At 72.8% G+C, this 17,179-nt stretch carries 14 protein-coding genes and 1 pseudogene; 7 read left to right on the top strand and 8 right to left on the bottom strand.

Going from position 1 to position 17,179, the window contains the following annotated elements:
• Nucleotides 1-25: 25 nt before the first annotated feature.
• From ABZY13_RS08895 to ABZY13_RS08910, 4 genes are all read right to left on the bottom strand, one after another.
• Entirely contained in the window at nt 26-370 is a 345-nt protein-coding gene (locus ABZY13_RS08895; protein WP_356628515.1) for a MarR family transcriptional regulator, read from the bottom strand.
• Between the two features lie 68 nt (nt 371-438).
• A complete protein-coding gene (locus ABZY13_RS08900) occupies nt 439-1,197 on the bottom strand; it encodes an ABC transporter ATP-binding protein (RefSeq protein ID WP_356628262.1) in 759 nt (252 codons plus the stop codon).
• Nucleotides 1,185-1,946, bottom strand: a complete 762-nt coding sequence (cbiQ, locus tag ABZY13_RS08905) for a cobalt ECF transporter T component CbiQ (protein ID WP_356628264.1) — start codon at nt 1,944-1,946, stop codon at nt 1,185-1,187. The genes ABZY13_RS08900 and cbiQ overlap by 13 nt, the downstream gene beginning before the upstream one ends.
• Nucleotide 1,947: 1 nt before the next feature.
• On the bottom strand, nt 1,948-3,009 hold the full coding sequence (locus ABZY13_RS08910) for an energy-coupling factor ABC transporter permease (RefSeq protein ID WP_356628266.1): 1,062 nt from the start codon (nt 3,007-3,009) through the stop codon (nt 1,948-1,950).
• A 173-nt stretch (nt 3,010-3,182) separates the two neighbouring features.
• Between ABZY13_RS08910 and ABZY13_RS08915 the strand changes: the two genes are divergently transcribed.
• On the top strand, nt 3,183-3,542 hold the full coding sequence (locus tag ABZY13_RS08915) for an SsgA family sporulation/cell division regulator (protein ID WP_356628268.1): 360 nt from the start codon (nt 3,183-3,185) through the stop codon (nt 3,540-3,542).
• A gap of 175 nt (nt 3,543-3,717) precedes the next feature.
• Here the strand turns inward: ABZY13_RS08915 and ABZY13_RS08920 are convergent, their stop codons facing one another.
• From ABZY13_RS08920 to ABZY13_RS08930, 3 genes are all read right to left on the bottom strand, one after another.
• Nucleotides 3,718-5,388 (bottom strand): penicillin-binding transpeptidase domain-containing protein, encoded by a 1,671-nt coding sequence (locus tag ABZY13_RS08920; protein WP_356628270.1) that lies wholly within the window; start codon nt 5,386-5,388, stop codon nt 3,718-3,720.
• A gap of 114 nt (nt 5,389-5,502) precedes the next feature.
• Entirely contained in the window at nt 5,503-7,146 is a 1,644-nt protein-coding gene (locus ABZY13_RS08925; RefSeq protein ID WP_356628272.1) for a penicillin-binding transpeptidase domain-containing protein, read from the bottom strand.
• Between the two features lie 114 nt (nt 7,147-7,260).
• On the bottom strand, nt 7,261-9,018 hold the full coding sequence (locus ABZY13_RS08930) for a phospholipid carrier-dependent glycosyltransferase (RefSeq protein ID WP_356628274.1): 1,758 nt from the start codon (nt 9,016-9,018) through the stop codon (nt 7,261-7,263).
• A gap of 59 nt (nt 9,019-9,077) precedes the next feature.
• Between ABZY13_RS08930 and rsmI the strand changes: the two genes are divergently transcribed.
• The 4 genes from rsmI to ABZY13_RS08950 all read left to right on the top strand — a co-directional run bounded on the left by rsmI (nt 9,078) and on the right by ABZY13_RS08950 (nt 12,685).
• Nucleotides 9,078-9,923: a 16S rRNA (cytidine(1402)-2'-O)-methyltransferase gene (rsmI, locus tag ABZY13_RS08935; protein WP_356628276.1), complete on the top strand. Its 846-nt coding sequence runs from the start codon at nt 9,078-9,080 to the stop codon at nt 9,921-9,923.
• Nucleotides 9,924-9,981: 58 nt separating this feature from the next.
• Nucleotides 9,982-10,851: a TatD family hydrolase gene (locus ABZY13_RS08940; protein WP_356628278.1), complete on the top strand. Its 870-nt coding sequence runs from the start codon at nt 9,982-9,984 to the stop codon at nt 10,849-10,851.
• A gap of 77 nt (nt 10,852-10,928) precedes the next feature.
• On the top strand, nt 10,929-11,795 hold the full coding sequence (rsmA, locus tag ABZY13_RS08945; protein WP_356628280.1) for a 16S rRNA (adenine(1518)-N(6)/adenine(1519)-N(6))-dimethyltransferase RsmA: 867 nt from the start codon (nt 10,929-10,931) through the stop codon (nt 11,793-11,795).
• Entirely contained in the window at nt 11,792-12,685 is an 894-nt protein-coding gene (locus tag ABZY13_RS08950) for a 4-(cytidine 5'-diphospho)-2-C-methyl-D-erythritol kinase (protein ID WP_356628282.1), read from the top strand. Before rsmA ends, ABZY13_RS08950 begins: the two co-directional genes overlap by 4 nt.
• A gap of 3 nt (nt 12,686-12,688) precedes the next feature.
• Here ABZY13_RS08950 and ABZY13_RS08955 read toward each other — a convergent pair.
• A pseudogene (locus ABZY13_RS08955) lies at nt 12,689-13,158 on the bottom strand (Uma2 family endonuclease).
• Between the two features lie 157 nt (nt 13,159-13,315).
• On the opposite strand from ABZY13_RS08955, the gene ABZY13_RS08960 reads away from it, so the two are divergent.
• Together ABZY13_RS08960 and ABZY13_RS08965 are read left to right on the top strand one after the other, a co-directional pair.
• Complete coding sequence (locus tag ABZY13_RS08960; RefSeq protein WP_356628284.1) at nt 13,316-15,121, top strand: ABC-F family ATP-binding cassette domain-containing protein; 1,806 nt, start codon at nt 13,316-13,318, stop codon at nt 15,119-15,121.
• A gap of 209 nt (nt 15,122-15,330) precedes the next feature.
• The gene (locus ABZY13_RS08965) at nt 15,331-17,160 is read left to right on the top strand and encodes a PQQ-binding-like beta-propeller repeat protein (RefSeq protein ID WP_356628286.1); all 1,830 of its coding nucleotides are present in this window, start codon (nt 15,331-15,333) and stop codon (nt 17,158-17,160) included.
• The last annotated feature ends 19 nt before the right edge of the window (nt 17,161-17,179 follow it).

Here is a 17,179-nt window from a genome sequence, read left to right on the forward strand (position 1 = left end):
GCTGCCCGCTATCCCAGCAGAATCGTCACGTCGACGTTCCCGCGGGTCGCGTTCGAGTACGGGCACACCTCGTGCGCCGCGTCGACCAGCCGGGCCGCGACCTGCGCGTCCAGCACCGGCAGGGAGACGCTGAGGGCGACCGCGAGGCGGCCGCCTGGAGCCGCTTGAGCAGCGGCGAGACGGTGCCGTAGTCCAGGCGCAGGGCGGCGGCCAGGTCCTTCACCGTCGTCTCGCCGCGCTCCCACAGCACCAGCAGCACCAGGTATTGCGGGTAGGTGAGCCCGAGTTCGTCCAGGAGCGGCCGGTAGGCGGCCGTCACCGCCCGCTGGGCGGCGTACAGCGCGAAGCACAGCTGCTCGTCCAGGAGCAGCGACCCTTCCGGCCCCTGAGCCCCTTCCTCGACGGCGACGGCGTCGTCCCGGGCGTTCTCGTGTCGCGTCACGCGCCCATTGTCACGGACCTGGGGTCGAACCCGAAGGGCAGCTCCAGCCGGTGGGCGCGCATCAGCTGCTCGTCGGAGAGCAGGGTGCCGGTCGGGCCGTCGGCGGCGATCACGCCGTCGCTGAGGATCAGCGAGCGCGGGCACAGCTCCAGCGCGTAGGGCAGGTCGTGGGTGACCATGAGGACGGTGACGTCCAACGAGCGCAGGATGTCGGCGAGTTCGCGGCGGGAGGCGGGGTCGAGGTTGGACGACGGCTCGTCCAGGACGAGGATCTCCGGCTCCATCGCCAGCACCGTCGCCACCGCGACCCGCCGGCGCTGCCCGAAGGACAGATGGTGCGGCGGCCGGTCCTTGAACGCGGCCATCCCGACCTGCTCCAGCGCCCGGTCCACGCGCGCCTCCAGCTCCGGCCCCTTCAGCCCGGCCGCCGCCGGGCCGAAGGCGACGTCCTCGCGCACGGTCGGCATGAACAACTGGTCGTCCGGGTCCTGGAAGACGATCCCGACCCGGCGCCGGATCTCCGCCATGTGCTTGCGTCCGACCGGCAGCCCGGCGACCGTCACGCTGCCCGTGCCGCCGCCGAGGATGCCGTTGAGGTGCAGCACGAGCGTCGTCTTGCCCGCGCCGTTCGGCCCGAGCAGCGCGACCCGTTCGCCGCGCTCGATCCGGAAGTCCACGCCGAACAGGGCCTGGTGGCCGTCGGGGTAGGCGAAGGCGAGGCCCGAGACCTCGAGGGAAGCAGTCACAGCACCCATCCCAGCAGACAGACGGCGAGAGCGGTCGCCGGGAGGGCGAACGCGCCCGACCACTGCGCCCGCGACGCGGTCACCTCGTCGATCACCGGCATGGACCCGGCGTACCCGCGGCTGATCATCGCCAGGTGCACGCGCTCGCCGCGCTCGTAGGACCGGATGAACAGCGCGCCCGCCGACTTCGCCAGCACGCCCCAGTGCCGCACGCCGCGCGCCTCGAAACCGCGGGACTCCCGGGCGATCCGCATCCGCCGCATCTCGTCGGCGATGACGTCGCCGTAGCGGATCATGAAGGAGGCGATCTGCACCAGCAGCGGCGGCAGCTTCAGCCGTTGCAGGCCGAGCAGCAGCTCGCGCAGTTCGGTGGTGGACGCCAGCAGCACGGAGGCGGCGACGCCGAGGGTGCCCTTGGCGAGGACGTTCCAGGCGCCCCACAGACCGCTGACGCTGAGCGACACGCCCAGCACCTCCGTGCGCTCGCCCTCCGCGACGAACGGCATCAGCACCGCGAACGCGACGAACGGCACCTCGATCAGCAGCCGCTTGAGCAGGAACGGGGCCGGCACGCGCGCGACGACCGCGACCACCGCCAGCAGCACGGCGTAGACCCCGAAGGCCCACATCGCCTCGCGCGGGGTGGACACCACGACCACCACGAACGCGAAGACGGCCGCGAGCTTGGTGTGCGGCGGCAGAGCGTGCACGGGCGAGTGCCCGTGCCGGTACAGCTTGTGCGCGTGTCCGGCGCCCATGTCAGGCGCTCGGGCGGGCGGCCGGCACGTCCGCGGGGCCGGCCGGCTCGTCGCTGCGGCGGCGGCGCACCGACCAGAAGACGGCGGTGCCCGCGACGACGGTCACGCCGACGCCGATCACCCCCGCGAGGCCCCCGGACAGCCGGGCGTCCTCGACGTCCTCGACGCCGTAGTCGGCGAGCGGCGAGTCGGCGACGGCGTGCTCCTCGGCCTTCTCGTCGATGCCGTTGTCGGCGGCGACCTTCTCCAGGCCGTCGGGGCTGGCGGAGGCGTAGAAGCTGACGAACCCGGCGAGCACCAGGGAGGCGGCCAGACCGGCGATCCACACCGTGCGCGGCGAACGCGCGCGGGCCGGCTCGGGCTCCGGGGCCGGGGCGTCGACCAGCTCGCCGCCGACCCGCAGCTTCAGCGGCCGGCGCAGGTCCCGGGCGCCGTACACCAGGTCCGGCCGTACGGCGACGACCGCGCCGACCGTCAGCGCCGTGATCGCGGCCTCGCCGATGCCGATGAGGAGGTGGACGCCGACCATGGCGGTGGCGACCTTGCCGATGGAGACGTCGGCGGTGCCGCCGAGCCAGTACAGGAACGTGAAGGCGACGGCGGCGGCCGGCACCGACAGCAGCGCGGCGACGAAGGAGGCGGCGGTGATCGACCGCCGGGAACGCGGCAGCACCTTCACCAGACCCCGGAAGACGGGGTAGGCGACGACGGTTCCGACGACGGCCATGTCGGTGATGTTCACGCCGAGCGCGGTCAGGCCGCCGTCCGCGAAGAGGATGCCCTGCATCAGCAGGACCACGGATATGCACAGCACGCCTGTGTAGGGGCCGACGAGTATCGCGGCCAGGGCTCCGCCGAGCAGATGTCCGCTGGTCCCGGCGGCGACCGGGAAGTTCAGCATCTGCACGGCGAAGATGAACGCCGCCACCAGCCCGGCCAGCGGTGCGGTGCGCTCGTCCAGTTCGCGGCGCGCGCCGCGCAGGCTCACGGCGACGGCGCCGGCGGCGACGGCTCCGGCCGCGACGGAGAGGGGCGCGTTGATGAATCCGTCAGGTACATGCACCGTTCGATGATAGTGGCTTAATGCGAACGCTTTGCAAGAGCGAGAGCGTCTCGATGTGCTAAAGGGGCCGAACCGGATCGCTCCGGGAGGTGTGATTCCCGGATTGTGGGACATTGGACTGGGAGCGGATTCATGGCTTCCGCACAGGCCACGCTGAGTAAAGGGGCCGTCCGATGTCTGTAGTCGAACAGTACGCGCGAGCACACATCGTCACGGACATGGACGCCGGGGCGTCCGAGGAACACGGAGCGGTTCCGGTCGTCCTGCGCTACGACCCCGACAGCGATCCGCGCACGGTCCGCATCGCCCTGCCGGGCGCCCAGGAGTGGGCCTGTTCCCGCGAGGTGCTGGAACAGGGCCTGCGCGCCCCGGCCGGCTCGGGCGACGTACGGGTGTGGCCGTGCGGGCGCGTTCAGGCCGTGGTCGAGTTCCACACGGCGCACGGCGTCTCGGTCGTCGAGTTCGAGTCGAAGACGCTGGTGCGCTTCCTGCGGCGCACCCACGCCGAGGCCACGACGCCGGTGCACCACTGAGACGCCGGTGCACCACTGACCGGACGCGGGCTGCCCGCCGTAGGGGCCGCGCCCGCTGCGGACCGGGGGCGGCCGACCAAGCCGCCCCGCCGGCGGGCCGCCCCGATCGGCCGCCCTGTTTCCGGGGCAGCGCCGCCCCGATCGGCCGCCCTGCTGCTCGAGCAGCGCCGCCCGATCAGCCGCCGTGCTTGAGCAGCGCGGCCACGATCGGGCCCGCCGTCTCGCCGCCGTGCCCCGCCGCCTGGACGACGCCCGCCGCCGCGAGGTCGCCCCGGTACGCGGTGAACCACCCGTTCGGCTTCTTCTGGCCGTCGACCTCCGCCGACCCCGTCTTCGCGCCGACGTCGCCGGTGACCCCGGCCATCGCCTCCGCCGCCGTGCCGTACGCCGCCGTGTACGCCATCAGCTCCCGCAACTGCGCCAGCGTGCCCCCGGACATCGTGCGCGCCGCCTTCGCGAGCGTCCGCCCGTCCACCGACGGGGACACCAGATACGGCTGCCGGAACACCCCCGACTTCACGGTCGCCGACACCGACGCCATGTTCAGCGGGTTCATCCGCACCCCGCCCTGCCCGATCAGCGACGCCCCCATCGGGGCCTTCGTCTGCACCGGCACCGAGCCGTCGAAGGTGGGCACGCCGACCGCCCAGTTGTTCAGCGACAGGCCGAAGACCTGCTGCGCCTGCTCGGTCAGGTCGTCGTCCTCCAGCTTCGGCGCCCGGCTGATGAAGGCCGTGTTGCAGGACCGGGCGAAGCTGGCCTTGAAGGTGCCGTCCTCGATCCTGAACTTGTCATCGTTGTGGAACTTCCAGCCGCCGTAGGTGAAGTACTTCGGGCAGGGGTGCGCCTTGTCCGCCGACGCCAGCCCCTTCTCGATCAGCAGCGACGCGGTGATGACCTTCATCGTGGATCCGGGCGCGAGCGAGCCCTGGAAGGCGGTGTTGAAGCCGGGGGAGGAGTTCGCCACCGCGAGGATCTCGCCCGTGGACGGGCGCAGCACCACCACCGACGCCCGGGACTTCGCGGCGACCTGCTTCTCGGCGGCGGCCTGCAGGCGCGGGCTGAGCGTCGTCCTCACCGTGCCCGGGGTGCCCTCGCTCAGCTCCAGCAGCGTCTTGTCGGACAGCTTCTTCGCCGTGGACGCCTTGCCGCGCACCACACGCAACTCGACGCCCGCCGTGCCGCCGGCCGTTCTGCCGTACTTCTCGCGCAGCCCGTCCAGCACCGGCCCCAGCGACGGGTACTTCTTCGTGGTCAGCTTCCCGCCGTCGCGGTCCAGCGCCGTCACGGGCGGGTCGCCGGCCTCGCCCGTGACCAGCCGGTCGCCCTCGCGCAGGTCGGGGTGGACGACGGAGGGCCGCCAGTCGACCACCGGCTCGCCGTCGCCGCCGTCGCGGACGACGGTCAGCGCGCTGCGGTACGTCAGCGGCTTCGCGGTGTCGCCGTGGCGCACCTCGCCCCGGACGGTGAAGGCGACGCGATCGCCCTTGCGGACGCCGGGAGTGAGTGCGAGGTCCGTGATCCGGGCGTCCTTCGCGTGACCGGCGAGCAGGGCCTTGGCGGCCTTGGCGTCGTCGGTGGCGCGGGCGGCCTTCGCGGCGTCGCCCCGCTGCCAGGCGGTGAGGAAACGGGTCGCCGCCCCGTCGACCTCGTCGGCGGTGAGCGGGCCGGTCCGCACCGACCGCACCTGCTGGTGGCCGGCGCTCGCGGCGGTCCCGGTCGTGCCGCCGCCGGCGAAGAGCGCGTAGGCGCCGACCCCGGCCCCGGCGGCGGCCACGGCGATCACCCCGCCGATGAGGGCGGGATTCGTCTTCCGTCGCTCGGCGACACGCCTTCTCTTGCCCACTGCTTCCCGATCCTCCGCGCTGTCCCGGCCCTGCCCCCGTCACCCGGGGCGCCCTCGTCCGCCTCACGCATCCAACGACGGCGACCACCTTAGAGTCCCGTCCTGTGGAGCGGTTCAGCCTCCTGCCCGCAGCACGTCCGCCACGATGGGGCCGGCCGCCTCACCACCGCGGCCGCCCTCCTTGGTCATGGCCGCCGCCGCGAGGTCGTTGCGGAAGCCGGTGAACCAGCTGTCCGACGTGGCCTGCCCCGCGACCTCGGCCGAGCCGGTCTTCGCCCCGATGTCGCCGCCGAGGCCGCTCATCGCCGACGCGCCCGTGCCCTGCGTGGCGGTCAGCCGCATCATCTGCTTGAGCTGGGCCGCCGTGCTCGCGGGCAGGCCGTCGGCGGTGGCGAGCTGCCGGCCGTCCAGGTCCGGGGAGACCAGATACGGCTGCCGGAACGCGCCCGTCATCGCGGTCGCCGTCACCGACGCCACGGTCAGCGGGTTCATCTGCACCTGGCCCTGGCCGATCGCGCCAGCCGCGCGGTCCGGTCCGGCCACCGGCGGGACGCTGCCGTCGAAGGAGGTGATGCCGGTCTTCCAGTCGTCCCGGCCGATCCCGAACCGCTGCTGCGCCTCCTGCGTCAGCGACGCGTCCGTGAGCGGCTGCTCGTCCACGAGCTTGATGAAGGCCGTGTTGCACGAGCGCAGGAAACTGTTCGCCAGGGTGGCGCCCTCGTCGGGCTGCATGCCGGTGAGGTTCTGGAAGGTCTGGCTCTGCCAGGTCGCGGTGGGCGGGCAGGGCGCCGGGCCGTTCATCGTGGTCACGCCGTTGTCGATGAGCATCGCCGCGGTGACGATCTTCATCGTGGAGCCGGGCGCGACCCGTCCCTCGAAGGCCGCGTTGAAGGCGTCCGCGCGGTTGTTCGCCACCGCGAGCACCTCGCCGGTGCTGGGCTTGAGGGCGACCACGGACGACTCGTCGTACCGCCGCACCGCCCGCTCGGCCGCCGCCTGCACGGCCGCGCTCAGAGTGGTCGGCAGCCGGCCCGGCCGCCCCTCGGACAGGGTCACGAGCGGGGTGTCGGCCGCCTCGGCCGCCGCGTGCCGCACGACCAGCTCGACGCCGGGCTCGCCGCCCGCCTTGTCGCCGTACCGCTTGCGCAGCGTGTCCAGGATCGGCCCGAGGGAGGGGTACTCCTTCCTCGACAGCACCTTCCCGTCGCGGTCCAGGGCCTCCACGGGAGCGCTCGCCGACTCCTCCGTGACCAGCGTGTCGCCCGCCTTCAGCCGGGGGTGGACGACGGACGGCTCCCAGTCGACCAGCGGCCGCCCGGTGGTCACGCCACGCACGACGGTCAGCGCGCTGTCGTAGGCGATCGGCTTCGACTTCCCCCCGAACGACACCCTGCCCTCGACGGAGAACGGCACGGTGCTGTCCTTCGCCGGGGCGGGCGTGATCCTCACGTCGGTGATGTGCGCCGACTCCCCGAACGCGGTCAGCACCGGCTCCGCCTCGACGGCGTTGTTGGTGAGCCGTGCCGCGGCGGCCCCATCGGCGTTCGACCACGCGGCGAAGAACTTCCGCGCGGTCTCGCGCACCTCGTCCGCGCCGGGCGGCCCGGTCTCCACGGCCGCGGTCCCACCGGCGCCCCCGCCTCCGTCCCCGCCGCCCCCGTCCAGCGCGGACACCACGTTGAACGCCCCGTACCCCGCACCGCCGACCATCGCGGCGAACACCCCGCCGACGATGCCGACCTTGACCCCCCTGCGCATCGCGCGCCCCTCCCGTTGTAGTCCCCACGCACTGTAGGCACGGGATGCCACAACGGCGGCCGGAGTTTTCCCGATCGTTGTTGCCGGCCCCGCCCAACGCCGGGTATCCGGCCGCTAAACCCAGGTATCCAGCCACATCCGCGACCGCCAGTCGTCGATCGGGATGGACTGGCCGGTGTGGATGGGCCAGAAGTAGATGAAGTTCCAGGCGATCAGCAGCACCAGGACGCCCGCGCCCGTCGCGCCCGCCACCCGGCGGCCGTCGTCCGAGCGGGGCGGGCCGAGCAGGGCGCCGATCAGCATCGCCACCGCCAGGCACAGGAACGGCACGAAGACCACGGCGTAGAAGAAGAAGATCGTCCGTTCCTGGTAGAAGAACCAGGGCAGGTAGCCGGCCACGATCCCGCAGGCGATGGCGCCCGCCCGCCAGTCGCGGCGGAAGAACCAGCGCCACAGCACGTACAGCAGCGCGAAGCAGGCCGCCCACCACAGCATCGGCGTGCCCAGCGCCAGCACCTCGCGGGCGCACTTGCCGCCCGCGTCGACGGGGCAGCCGGCCACGCCGGAGTCGGGGTCCTCGTAGAAGAAGGACACCGGGCGGCCGGTGACGATCCACGTCCACGGGTTGGACTCGTAGGTGTGCGGCGAGTGCAGGCCGACGTGGAAGTCGTACACCTGGTTCTCGTAGTGCCACAGGCTGCGCCACCAGTCGGGGAACAGCCACGACCAGGCGCTGTCCTTGCCGTCCGTCGCCGCCCAGTTCCGGTAGTAGCCGCCCTTGCCGTCGTCGGGGGAGAGGATCCAGCCCGTCCAGGAGGCGACGTACGTGGCGATCGCGACCGGCACCGTCGACAGGAACGCCCAGCCGGCGTCCCGCTTCAGCATCGTGAGGTAGGGGTGCGGGGCGCCCGCCACCCGGCGCGCGCCGGCGTCCCACAGGACCGTCAGCACGCCGAACGCGGCCAGGAAGTACAGGCCGTTCCACTTCGTGCCGAAGGCCAGACCCAGCATCACGCCCGCCGCCAGCCGCCAGGGCCGCCACCCCAGACGGGTGTGCTCCGCCGTGTACGCGTCCGGCCGCGCCCGGCCGTCCTCGTCCACCGGGAGCGCCGCGGCCAGCCTCGCGCGCGCCCGGTCCCGGTCGACCAGCAGACAGCCGAAGGCCGCCAGCACGAAGAACATCAGCACGCCGTCCAGCAACGCCGTGCGGCTCATCACGAAGTGCAGCCCGTCCACCGCCATCAACGCGCCCGCAAGGCAGCCGAGGAACGTGGAACGCAGCAGCCGGCGCCCGATCCGGCACAGCATCAGCACCGACAGCGTGCCCAGCAGCGCGGTCATGAACCGCCAGCCGAACGGATCGAACCCGAACATCAGCTCGCCCAGGCCGATCACGTACTTCCCGACCGGCGGATGGACGACGTACGCGGCGTCCGTGGGGATCGGAACGTTTCCGCCCGAGTTGAGGATGAGGTCGTTGACCTCCTTGTCCCAGTTGACCTCGTAGCCGCGGTGGACGATCGCCCACGCGTCCTTCGCGTAGTACGTCTCGTCGAATATCACGTCCTTCGGGCTGCCCAGGTGCCAGAACCGCAGCACCCCCGCGAACAGCGCCACCAGCAGCGGTCCGGCCCAGCCCGCCCAGCGGTTGATCCGCACGGCGAGCGGGTGGGCGACGCCGAGCGCCGCCCACATGCGCGGACTCGGCTCGGCGCCGGCGTACGGCGGAACCAGACGGTCCCGGACGTCGCCGCGGGGATCCGCCGGCGCGTATCCGAAGCGGCGCAGCCGCTGCTGCCACGAGGACTCGGCCCGCCCCTCGGGGGAGGACTGGTCCTGCCGGGTGTCCGTGGAGGACGCGGTACTGGTCACCGCGCCATCGTAGGGAACGCTTCTGTGGGAGTCCCGCGGTTCCCTGCGACGATTGGGGCGTGACAGGAATCCTTGTACTGGCAGGCACCCCCATCGGCGACATCACGGACGCACCGCCCCGGCTCGCCGCCGAACTGGCGGGGGCCGACGTGATCGCCGCCGAGGACACACGGCGGCTGCGGCGGCTCACCCAGGCGCTCGACGTCACCCCCAGGGGGCGTGTCGTGTCGTACTTCGAGGGCAACGAGTCCGCCCGCACGCCCGAGCTGGTCGAGGAACTCCTGGGCGGCGCGCGCGTGCTGCTCGTCACCGACGCGGGCATGCCGTCGGTGTCCGACCCCGGGTACCGGCTGGTCGCCGCCGCGGTGGAGCGGGACGTCAAGGTCACCGCCGTGCCCGGCCCGTCCGCCGTGCTGACCGCGCTCGCGCTGTCCGGGCTGCCCGTCGACCGCTTCTGCTTCGAGGGGTTCCTGCCGAGGAAGGGCGGCGAGCGGCTGTCGCGGCTGCGCGAGGTCGCGGGCGAGCGGCGCACGCTGGTGTACTTCGAGGCCCCGCACCGGCTCGACGACACCCTCGCCGCGATGGCCGAGGTGTTCGGCGGCGAGCGCCGGGCCGCCGTCTGCCGGGAGCTGACCAAGACGTACGAGGAGGTCCGGCGGGGCCCGCTGGCCGAGCTGGCGCAGTGGGCGGCCGAAGGGGTGCGCGGGGAGATCACCGTGGTCGTGGAGGGCGCGCCCGAGCGGGGGGCCGAGGAACCGGACGCGGAGGAGCTGGTGCGGCGGGTGCGGGTGCGGGAGGAGGCGGGGGAGCGACGCAAGGAGGCCATCGCGGCGGTGGCCGTGGAGGCGGGCGTGCCCAAGCGGGTCGTCTTCGACGCGGTGGTGGCGGCGAAGAAGGGGGCGTAGCGGCCCCGGGGGGTAGGTACGGTCCGGGCCTCGTCGGCCCTTTCGTAGGATCGGGGTCATGCCGTCCAACGCCGAAGCTCCGCCGCTGCCCGAGCCCCTGCGGGTGCCCGTCGCCGACTCGCACACCCACCTCGACATGCAGGACGGGACCGTCGAGGAAGCGCTCGCCAAGGCCGCGTCCGTCGGGGTGACGACGGTCGTGCAGGTCGGGTGCGACGTCGCCGGGTCGCGGTGGGCGGCCGAGACGGCGGCGGCGTACGACGCCGTGCACGCGGCCGTCGCCCTGCACCCCAACGAGGCGCCCCGCATCGTGCACGGCGATCCGGACGGGTGGTCCCGACAGGGCGCGCGCCTACCCGGCGGGGACGCGGCGCTGGACGAGGCGCTCGCCGAGATCGACCGGCTGGCCGCGCTGCCCCAGGTCAAGGCCGTCGGCGAGACGGGGCTCGACCACTTCCGCACCGGCGAGGAGGGCAAGGCGGCGCAGGAGCGCTCGTTCCGCGCCCACATCGAGATCGCCAAGCGGCACGGCAAGGCCCTGGTCATCCACGACCGCGACGCCCACGCCGACGTACTGCGCGTCCTCAAGGAGGAGGGCGCCCCCGAGCGCACCGTCTTCCACTGCTACTCCGGCGACGCCGAGATGGCCGAGGTCTGCGCCCGCGCCGGGTACTACCTGTCCTTCGCCGGCAACATGACCTTCAAGAACGCCCAGAACCTGCGCGACGCCCTCGCCCTCGCCCCGCTGGAGCTGGTGCTGGTGGAGACGGACGCGCCGTTCCTGACGCCCGTGCCCTACCGCGGGCGGCCCAACGCGCCCTATCTCGTCCCCGTCACCGTGCGCGCGATGGCGCAGGTGCGGGGCATCGCCGAGGACGCGATGGCGACCGCGCTCGGCGCCAACACGGCCCGCGCCTTCGGCTACTGACCGGAGCACCGGCGAGCGGCCGCCGACGCCGACCCCGCCCGCCGGGACCACCGTCGCCCCGCGGCTAGGCTTGTCGCGTGAGCACCTCCCCCGACGCCCTGCTGGGCCCCGCCGACGTCCGTGAGCTGGCGGCGGCCCTCGGCGTGCGTCCCACCAAGCAGCGCGGACAGAACTTCGTCATCGACGCCAACACGGTCCGCCGGATCGTCCGCACCGCCGACGTCCGCCCCGACGACGTGGTCGTGGAGGTCGGCCCGGGGCTCGGCTCGCTCACGCTGGCGCTGCTGGAGGTGGCCGACCGGGTCACCGCCGTCGAGATCGACGACGTCCTCGCCGCCGCCCTGCCCGCGACGATCGACGCGCGGATGCCGGAGCGCGCCGACCGGTTCGCGCTGGTGCACTCCGACGCCATGCAGGTGACCGAGCTGCCGGGCCCGGCCCCGACCGCGCTGGTCGCCAACCTGCCGTACAACGTCGCCGTGCCGGTGCTGCTGCACATGCTGGAGACGTTCCCGAGCATCGAGCGCACCCTCGTCATGGTCCAGTCCGAGGTCGCCGACCGGCTCGCGGCCGGCCCCGGCTCCAAGGTATACGGCGTGCCGTCCGTGAAGGCCAACTGGTACGCCCAGGTGAAGCGGGCCGGCGCGATCGGCCGCAACGTCTTCTGGCCCGCGCCCAACGTCGACAGCGGACTGGTCTCCCTGGTCCGCCGCTCCGAGCCCCTCACCACGAGCGCGTCCCGCCGCGAGGTCTTCGCCGTGGTCGACGCCGCCTTCGCCCAGCGCCGCAAGACGCTGCGCGCCGCCCTCGCCGGCTGGGCCGGGTCGGCGGCGGCGGCCGAGGCGGCGCTGGTGGCCGCCGGGGTGTCGCCGCAGGCGCGCGGTGAGGCCCTCACGGTGGAGGAGTTCGCGCGGATCGCCGAGCACAAGGAGTCCGGCAAGTGAGCGTGACGGTACGCGTCCCGGCCAAGGTGAACGTCCAGCTCGCGGTGGGCGCCGCCCGCCCCGACGGCTTCCACGACCTGGCCAACGTCTTCCTGGCGGTCGGCCTCCACGACGAGGTGACGGCCACCCCGGCCGAGGAGCTGCGCGTCACCTGCGCGGGCCCGGACGCCGCCCAGGTCCCCCTGGACCGCACCAACCTCGCCGCCCGCGCGGCCCTCGCCCTGGCCGAGCGCCACGGCCTCGCCCCCGACGTGCACCTGCACATCGCCAAGGACATCCCGGTCGCCGGCGGCATGGCGGGCGGCAGTGCGGACGGCGCGGGCGCGCTGCTGGCCTGCGACGCCCTGTGGGGCACGGGGGCGACCCGCGGCGAACTCCTCGACATCTGCGCCGAGCTGGGCAGCGACGTGCCGTTCAGCCTGATCGGCGGCGCGGCCCTCGGCACCGGGCGCGGGGAGAAGCTGACGCCGCTGGAGGTCGGCGGCACGTTCCACTGGGTGTTCGCGGTGGCGTCCCGGGGGCTGTCCACCCCGGCGGTCTTCCGGGAGTTCGACCGGCTGACCGAGGGCACGGACATCCCCGCCCCGGTCGCCTCGCCGGACCTGATCGAAGCGCTCGCCAAGGGCGACCCAAAGGCCCTCGCCGCGACCGTCTCGAACGACCTCCAGCCGGCGGCGCTGTCCCTCTTCCCCAAGCTGGCGCGGACCCTGGAGGCGGGCCGCGGGGCCGGCGCCCTCACGGCCCTGGTCTCGGGGTCGGGGCCCACGACGGCGTTCCTCGCCGCGGACGCTGAGTCGGCGCAGGAGGTGGCGCGGTCGCTGCGGGCGTCGGGCACGTGCAGGAACGTGCGCACGGCCACGGGGCCGGCGCCCGGGGCGACGGTGCTGTGAGGGTCAGAGCCGGTCGATCTCGGTGAGGTCGATGTCGACGGGGAAGGGCTGGTCGACCTTGAGACGGTCGCGGTGCATGCCGGCGTGCACGTAGGCCTCGGTCACGGGATCCAGCTCGTACACATGGATCACGGGCCTGCCGTCCGCCCCCATCTCCACCCGCCAGAAGTGCTCGATCCCGGCGGTGGCGTACTTCAGCGGCTTGGTCGTGCGGTCCCGGGACTCCGAGTCGGGAGAGACGACCTCGACGGCCAGCGCCACGTCCTTCGCCGGGAAGCTCGTCTGGTCCGGACCGGTGACGGCTTCACGCCGGACCACGATGATGTCGGCTTCGGGTCCGTTCTTCTTGTCGAGGACGACCGTCATTTCCTGTGCGGCGGGAGATCCGGCAGGCTGGACAGGTCGTCCACGGTGTAGCCGTCCTGCGGCGGCACCGGCCACTGGACGCGGTGCTCTACGGGCTCGGCGATCATGATTCCTCCCATGGACGGGATCCTGCTGCCTGCTCACCACGTTAGCGGCCGATCAGCGATCATGTCATCACAAAGAGTGACCATCTCCGCGTGCGCTGCCCCACCCCCGCAAGGCCCTACGCTTGAAGGCTGACCCACCCCCGCGCACAGGAGTGAAATGGCCGTCAACCTGGTCAATGTCGAGAACGTCAGCAAGGTGTACGGCACCCGCACCCTCCTCGACGGCATTTCGCTCGGCGTCTCCGAGGGCGACCGCATCGGCGTCGTCGGCCGCAACGGCGACGGCAAGACCACGCTCATCCGGATGCTGGCCAAGCTGGAGGACACCGACACCGGCCGGGTCACCCACTCCGGCGGCCTGCGCATGGGCGTGCTCACCCAGCACGACTCCCTCGACCCCGCGGCCACCGTCCGCCACGAGGTCATCGGCGACATGGCCGACCACGAGTGGGCGGGCGACGCCAAGGTCAGGGACGTGCTCACCGGGCTGTTCGGCGGGCTGGACCTGCCGGGCTTCCCGCAAGGGCTGGACACCGTGATCGGACCGCTCTCCGGCGGCGAGCGGCGCCGGATCGCGCTCGCCAAGCTGCTCATCGAGGAGCAGGACCTGATCGTCCTGGACGAGCCCACCAACCACCTCGACGTCGAGGGCATCTCCTGGCTCGCGAACCATCTGCGCGAGCGCCGCTCCGCGCTGGTCTGCGTCACCCACGACCGCTGGTTCCTGGACCAGGTCTGCACCCGCATGTGGGACGTGCAGCGCGGCGTCGTCCACGAGTACGAGGGCGGCTACTCCGACTACGTCTTCGCCCGCGCCGAGCGCGAGCGGATCGCCGCCACCGAGGAGACCAAGCGGCAGAACCTGGTCCGCAAGGAGCTGGCCTGGCTGCGCCGCGGCGCCCCGGCCCGCACCTCCAAGCCGCGCTTCCGCGTCGAGGCCGCCAACGAGCTGATCAAGGACGTGCCGCCGCCCCGCGACAGCTCCGAGCTGATGAAGTTCGCCTCCTCCCGGCTCGGCAAGACCGTGTTCGACCTGGAGGACATCACCGTCCAGGCCGGCCCCAAGGTGCTGCTCAAGCACGTCACCTGGCAGCTCGGCCCCGGCGACCGCATCGGCCTGGTCGGGGTCAACGGCGCCGGCAAGACGACGCTGCTGCGCGCCATGGCCGAGGCGGCCCGCACCGGAGGCGAGGCCCAGCCGGCCGGCGGGCGGATCACCGTCGGGCGGACCGTCAAGCTGGCCTACCTCTCCCAGGAGGTCGCCGAACTCAACCCGGCGTGGCGGGTCCTGGAGGCCGTGCAGCAGGTCCGCGAGCGCGTCGACCTCGGCAAGGGGCGCGAGATGACCGCGGGTCAGCTGTGCGAGACGTTCGGCTTCAACAAGGAGAAGCAGTGGACGCCCGTCGGCGACCTGTCCGGCGGTGAGCGCCGCAGGCTCCAGCTGCTGCGCCTGCTCATGGACGAGCCCAACGTCCTCTTCCTCGACGAGCCGACCAACGACCTCGACATCGAGACCCTGACCCAGCTGGAGGACGTCCTCGACGGCTGGCCCGGCTCGATGATCGTGATCTCCCACGACCGGTTCTTCGTCGAGCGCACCACCGACCGGGTGTTCGCCCTGCTCGGCGACGGGACCCTGCGAATGCTGCCGCGCGGCATCGACGAGTACCTGGAGCGCCGCCGCCGCATGGAGGAGGCCGCCGCCGCCTCCGCGCCCACCGCCCCCGCCCGGCCCGCGGCCGAGAAGAGCGCCGCCGACCAGCGCGCGGCGAAGAAGGAACTCCAGAAGATCGAGCGGCAGTTGGACAAGATCTCCGAGAAGGAGACCAAGCTGCACGACCAGATCGCCACGAACGCCACGGACTTCGCGAAGGTGGCCGAACTGGACGCGGAGCTGCGCCGGCTGGCGGGCGAGCGCGAGGAGCTGGAACTGCGCTGGCTCGAACTCGCCGAGGACGCGTGACCGTCGTGAAGGACGCGTGAAGGCGCGTAACAGGGGCATCACGGGCCGGTCCACCCTTGGGAACAGGGGCGGACGCGGCCCGCTGTGCTGTCGGCGCCGGGTGATAGAAAGGGCCGTCTGAAAACCGTCTGAGATTCATGAGCTACACGGGTGTGGCGAAAACGCAGCGCCGTCGGCGCGGGCCACATCGTCACAAGGGGGAACCGCCGATGACCCAGCCGCCCAGCCAGCCGCCGCAGCCGCCGCAGGGAGGCTTCGGAGCCCCGCAGGACCCGCAGGAGGGCTTCGGCGCTGCTCAGGACCCGCGCCGGGCGACGCCCCCCGGCGCCCCGCAGCCGGGCTACGGCTACCCGCAGCAGCCCTCCGCCGGCCCCTACGGGCAGCCTCAGCAGCCGGGCCCCTACGGGCAGCCCCAGCAGCCGGGCCCCTACGGCCCGCCGCAGCAGCCCGGCGGGCCCTATGCCCCGCAGGGCCCGTACGCCCAGCAGGGTCCCTACGGGCAGCCCCAGCAGCCCGGCCCCTACGCCGCCCAGCCCGGCTACGGCCACCCGCAGTCCCCGTCGTACCCCGGCGCCCCCACCCCGCCCCCCGGCGGCGGCTCGCGCAACCCCTTCAAGGGCAAGCCCGCCCTCGCCGTCGCCGCCGCCGTGGCCGCCCTGCTCGTCATCGGCGGCACCGTCTACGCCGTGACCGGCGACGACGGCGGCAAGGCGAAGAAGCCGGTCGCCAAGACCAGCGACGGCCCCGCGCCCAAAACCTCCGGCACCCCGGTCAACCCCGGCGACGGCAGCGGCGACGGCAAGGGCGGCGACGACCCGGAGAACCTCAACGACGGCCGCAAGCCCGGCGAGTCGAAGGTGCTCTGGTACAAGGACGCCCCCGACGCCCCGGCCGACGGCGCCGACGCCCCCGGCATGTGGATCACCGACAAGACGGCGGTCAAGGCGGCCTACAAACAGCTGTTCGCCTTCAACGTCGGCGACGGCCAGCCCACCTGGGAACCGGTCGGCTTCCAGGAGCAGATCTGCGCGGCCACCCCGCAGAAGACGGCCGACGACAAGATCGTCGTCGCGTACATGAGCGGTTCCAGCGACCGCGCCAAGTGCAACCGGCTCGCGCAGATCGACCTCAACACCGGCAAGCAGGGCTGGCAGGCCGAGGTCGAGGACGGCGCCCTGTTCGACAGCGCGCTCTCGGTGGAGCTGTCCCTGGCCGGCGACACCCTGATGGTGGGCCGCTCGCAGTCCGGCACGGCGTACGACGTGACCAGCGGCAAGAAGCTGTTCGACAAGAAGAAGTACGACGACTCCTGCTTCCCGACCGCGTTCGCGGGCGGCGCGAAGCTGATCTCGGTGGCGTCCTGCGGCGCGGGCACCGAGACCGAGCACGAGGAGATCCAGGAGCTGGACCCGCGGACCGGCAAGGTCAAGTGGACCCAGAAGTTCGACAAGGGCTGGCGCATCCTGCGCACCTACTCCGTGGACCCGCTCGTCGTCTACAGCACCAACGAGGACAAGAACGCCTGGAACATCTCCACCATCGACGACCGGGGCGGCCTGCGCTCCCAGGTCGAGGTGGACGAGGAGTTCGCCCCCGAGTGCGGCTGGGGCATCCTCCAGCGCAACCTCACCGGCTGCCTGGGCGTCGCCGCCGACGCCGACACGCTGTACCTGCCGACCAAGGCGACCGCCGCCGCCAACGAGGTCGTCGCCGTCAGCCTGTCCACCGGCAAGGAGAAGTGGCGCGTCAAGTCCCCCGCAGACGAGACGATGCTGCCGCTCCAGGTCGAGGGCGGGAACCTGATCGCGTACGTCCAGCCGTCGTACGACGCGGGCGGGCGGATCGTGTCGATCGCGACGGCCGGCGCCGGCCACGAGCCGAAGACGCTGATGCAGAACCCGGTCGGCGCCGCGGAGGTCGAGGGCGGCTTCTTCTCCCGCGACCTCGCCTGGGCGGACAACCGCTTCTACCTCTCCACCACCCGGCTCAACGGCGACGACGAGGCCAAGGAGAAGCTGATGCTCTCCTACGGCAACTGACGCCCGCGCAACCGCCTTC

Source organism: Streptomyces sp. NPDC006610 (assembly GCF_040611575.1).
Classification (GTDB): Bacteria; Actinomycetota; Actinomycetes; order Streptomycetales; family Streptomycetaceae; genus Streptomyces.

Excerpts from the sequence above, each read along its gene's own strand:
- ABZY13_RS08925 (WP_356628272.1), bottom strand. The coding sequence starts at position 7,146 with ATGCGCAGGGGGGTCAAGGTCGGCATCGTCGGCGGGGTGTTCGCCGCG.
- ABZY13_RS08965 (WP_356628286.1), top strand. The coding sequence starts at position 15,331 with ATGACCCAGCCGCCCAGCCAGCCGCCGCAGCCGCCGCAGGGAGGCTTC.
- cbiQ (WP_356628264.1), bottom strand. The coding sequence starts at position 1,946 with ATGGGCGCCGGACACGCGCACAAGCTGTACCGGCACGGGCACTCGCCC.
- ABZY13_RS08940 (WP_356628278.1), top strand. The coding sequence starts at position 9,982 with ATGCCGTCCAACGCCGAAGCTCCGCCGCTGCCCGAGCCCCTGCGGGTG.
- ABZY13_RS08900 (WP_356628262.1), bottom strand. The coding sequence starts at position 1,197 with ATGGGTGCTGTGACTGCTTCCCTCGAGGTCTCGGGCCTCGCCTTCGCC.
- ABZY13_RS08915 (WP_356628268.1), top strand. The coding sequence starts at position 3,183 with ATGTCTGTAGTCGAACAGTACGCGCGAGCACACATCGTCACGGACATG.
- ABZY13_RS08960 (WP_356628284.1), top strand. The coding sequence starts at position 13,316 with ATGGCCGTCAACCTGGTCAATGTCGAGAACGTCAGCAAGGTGTACGGC.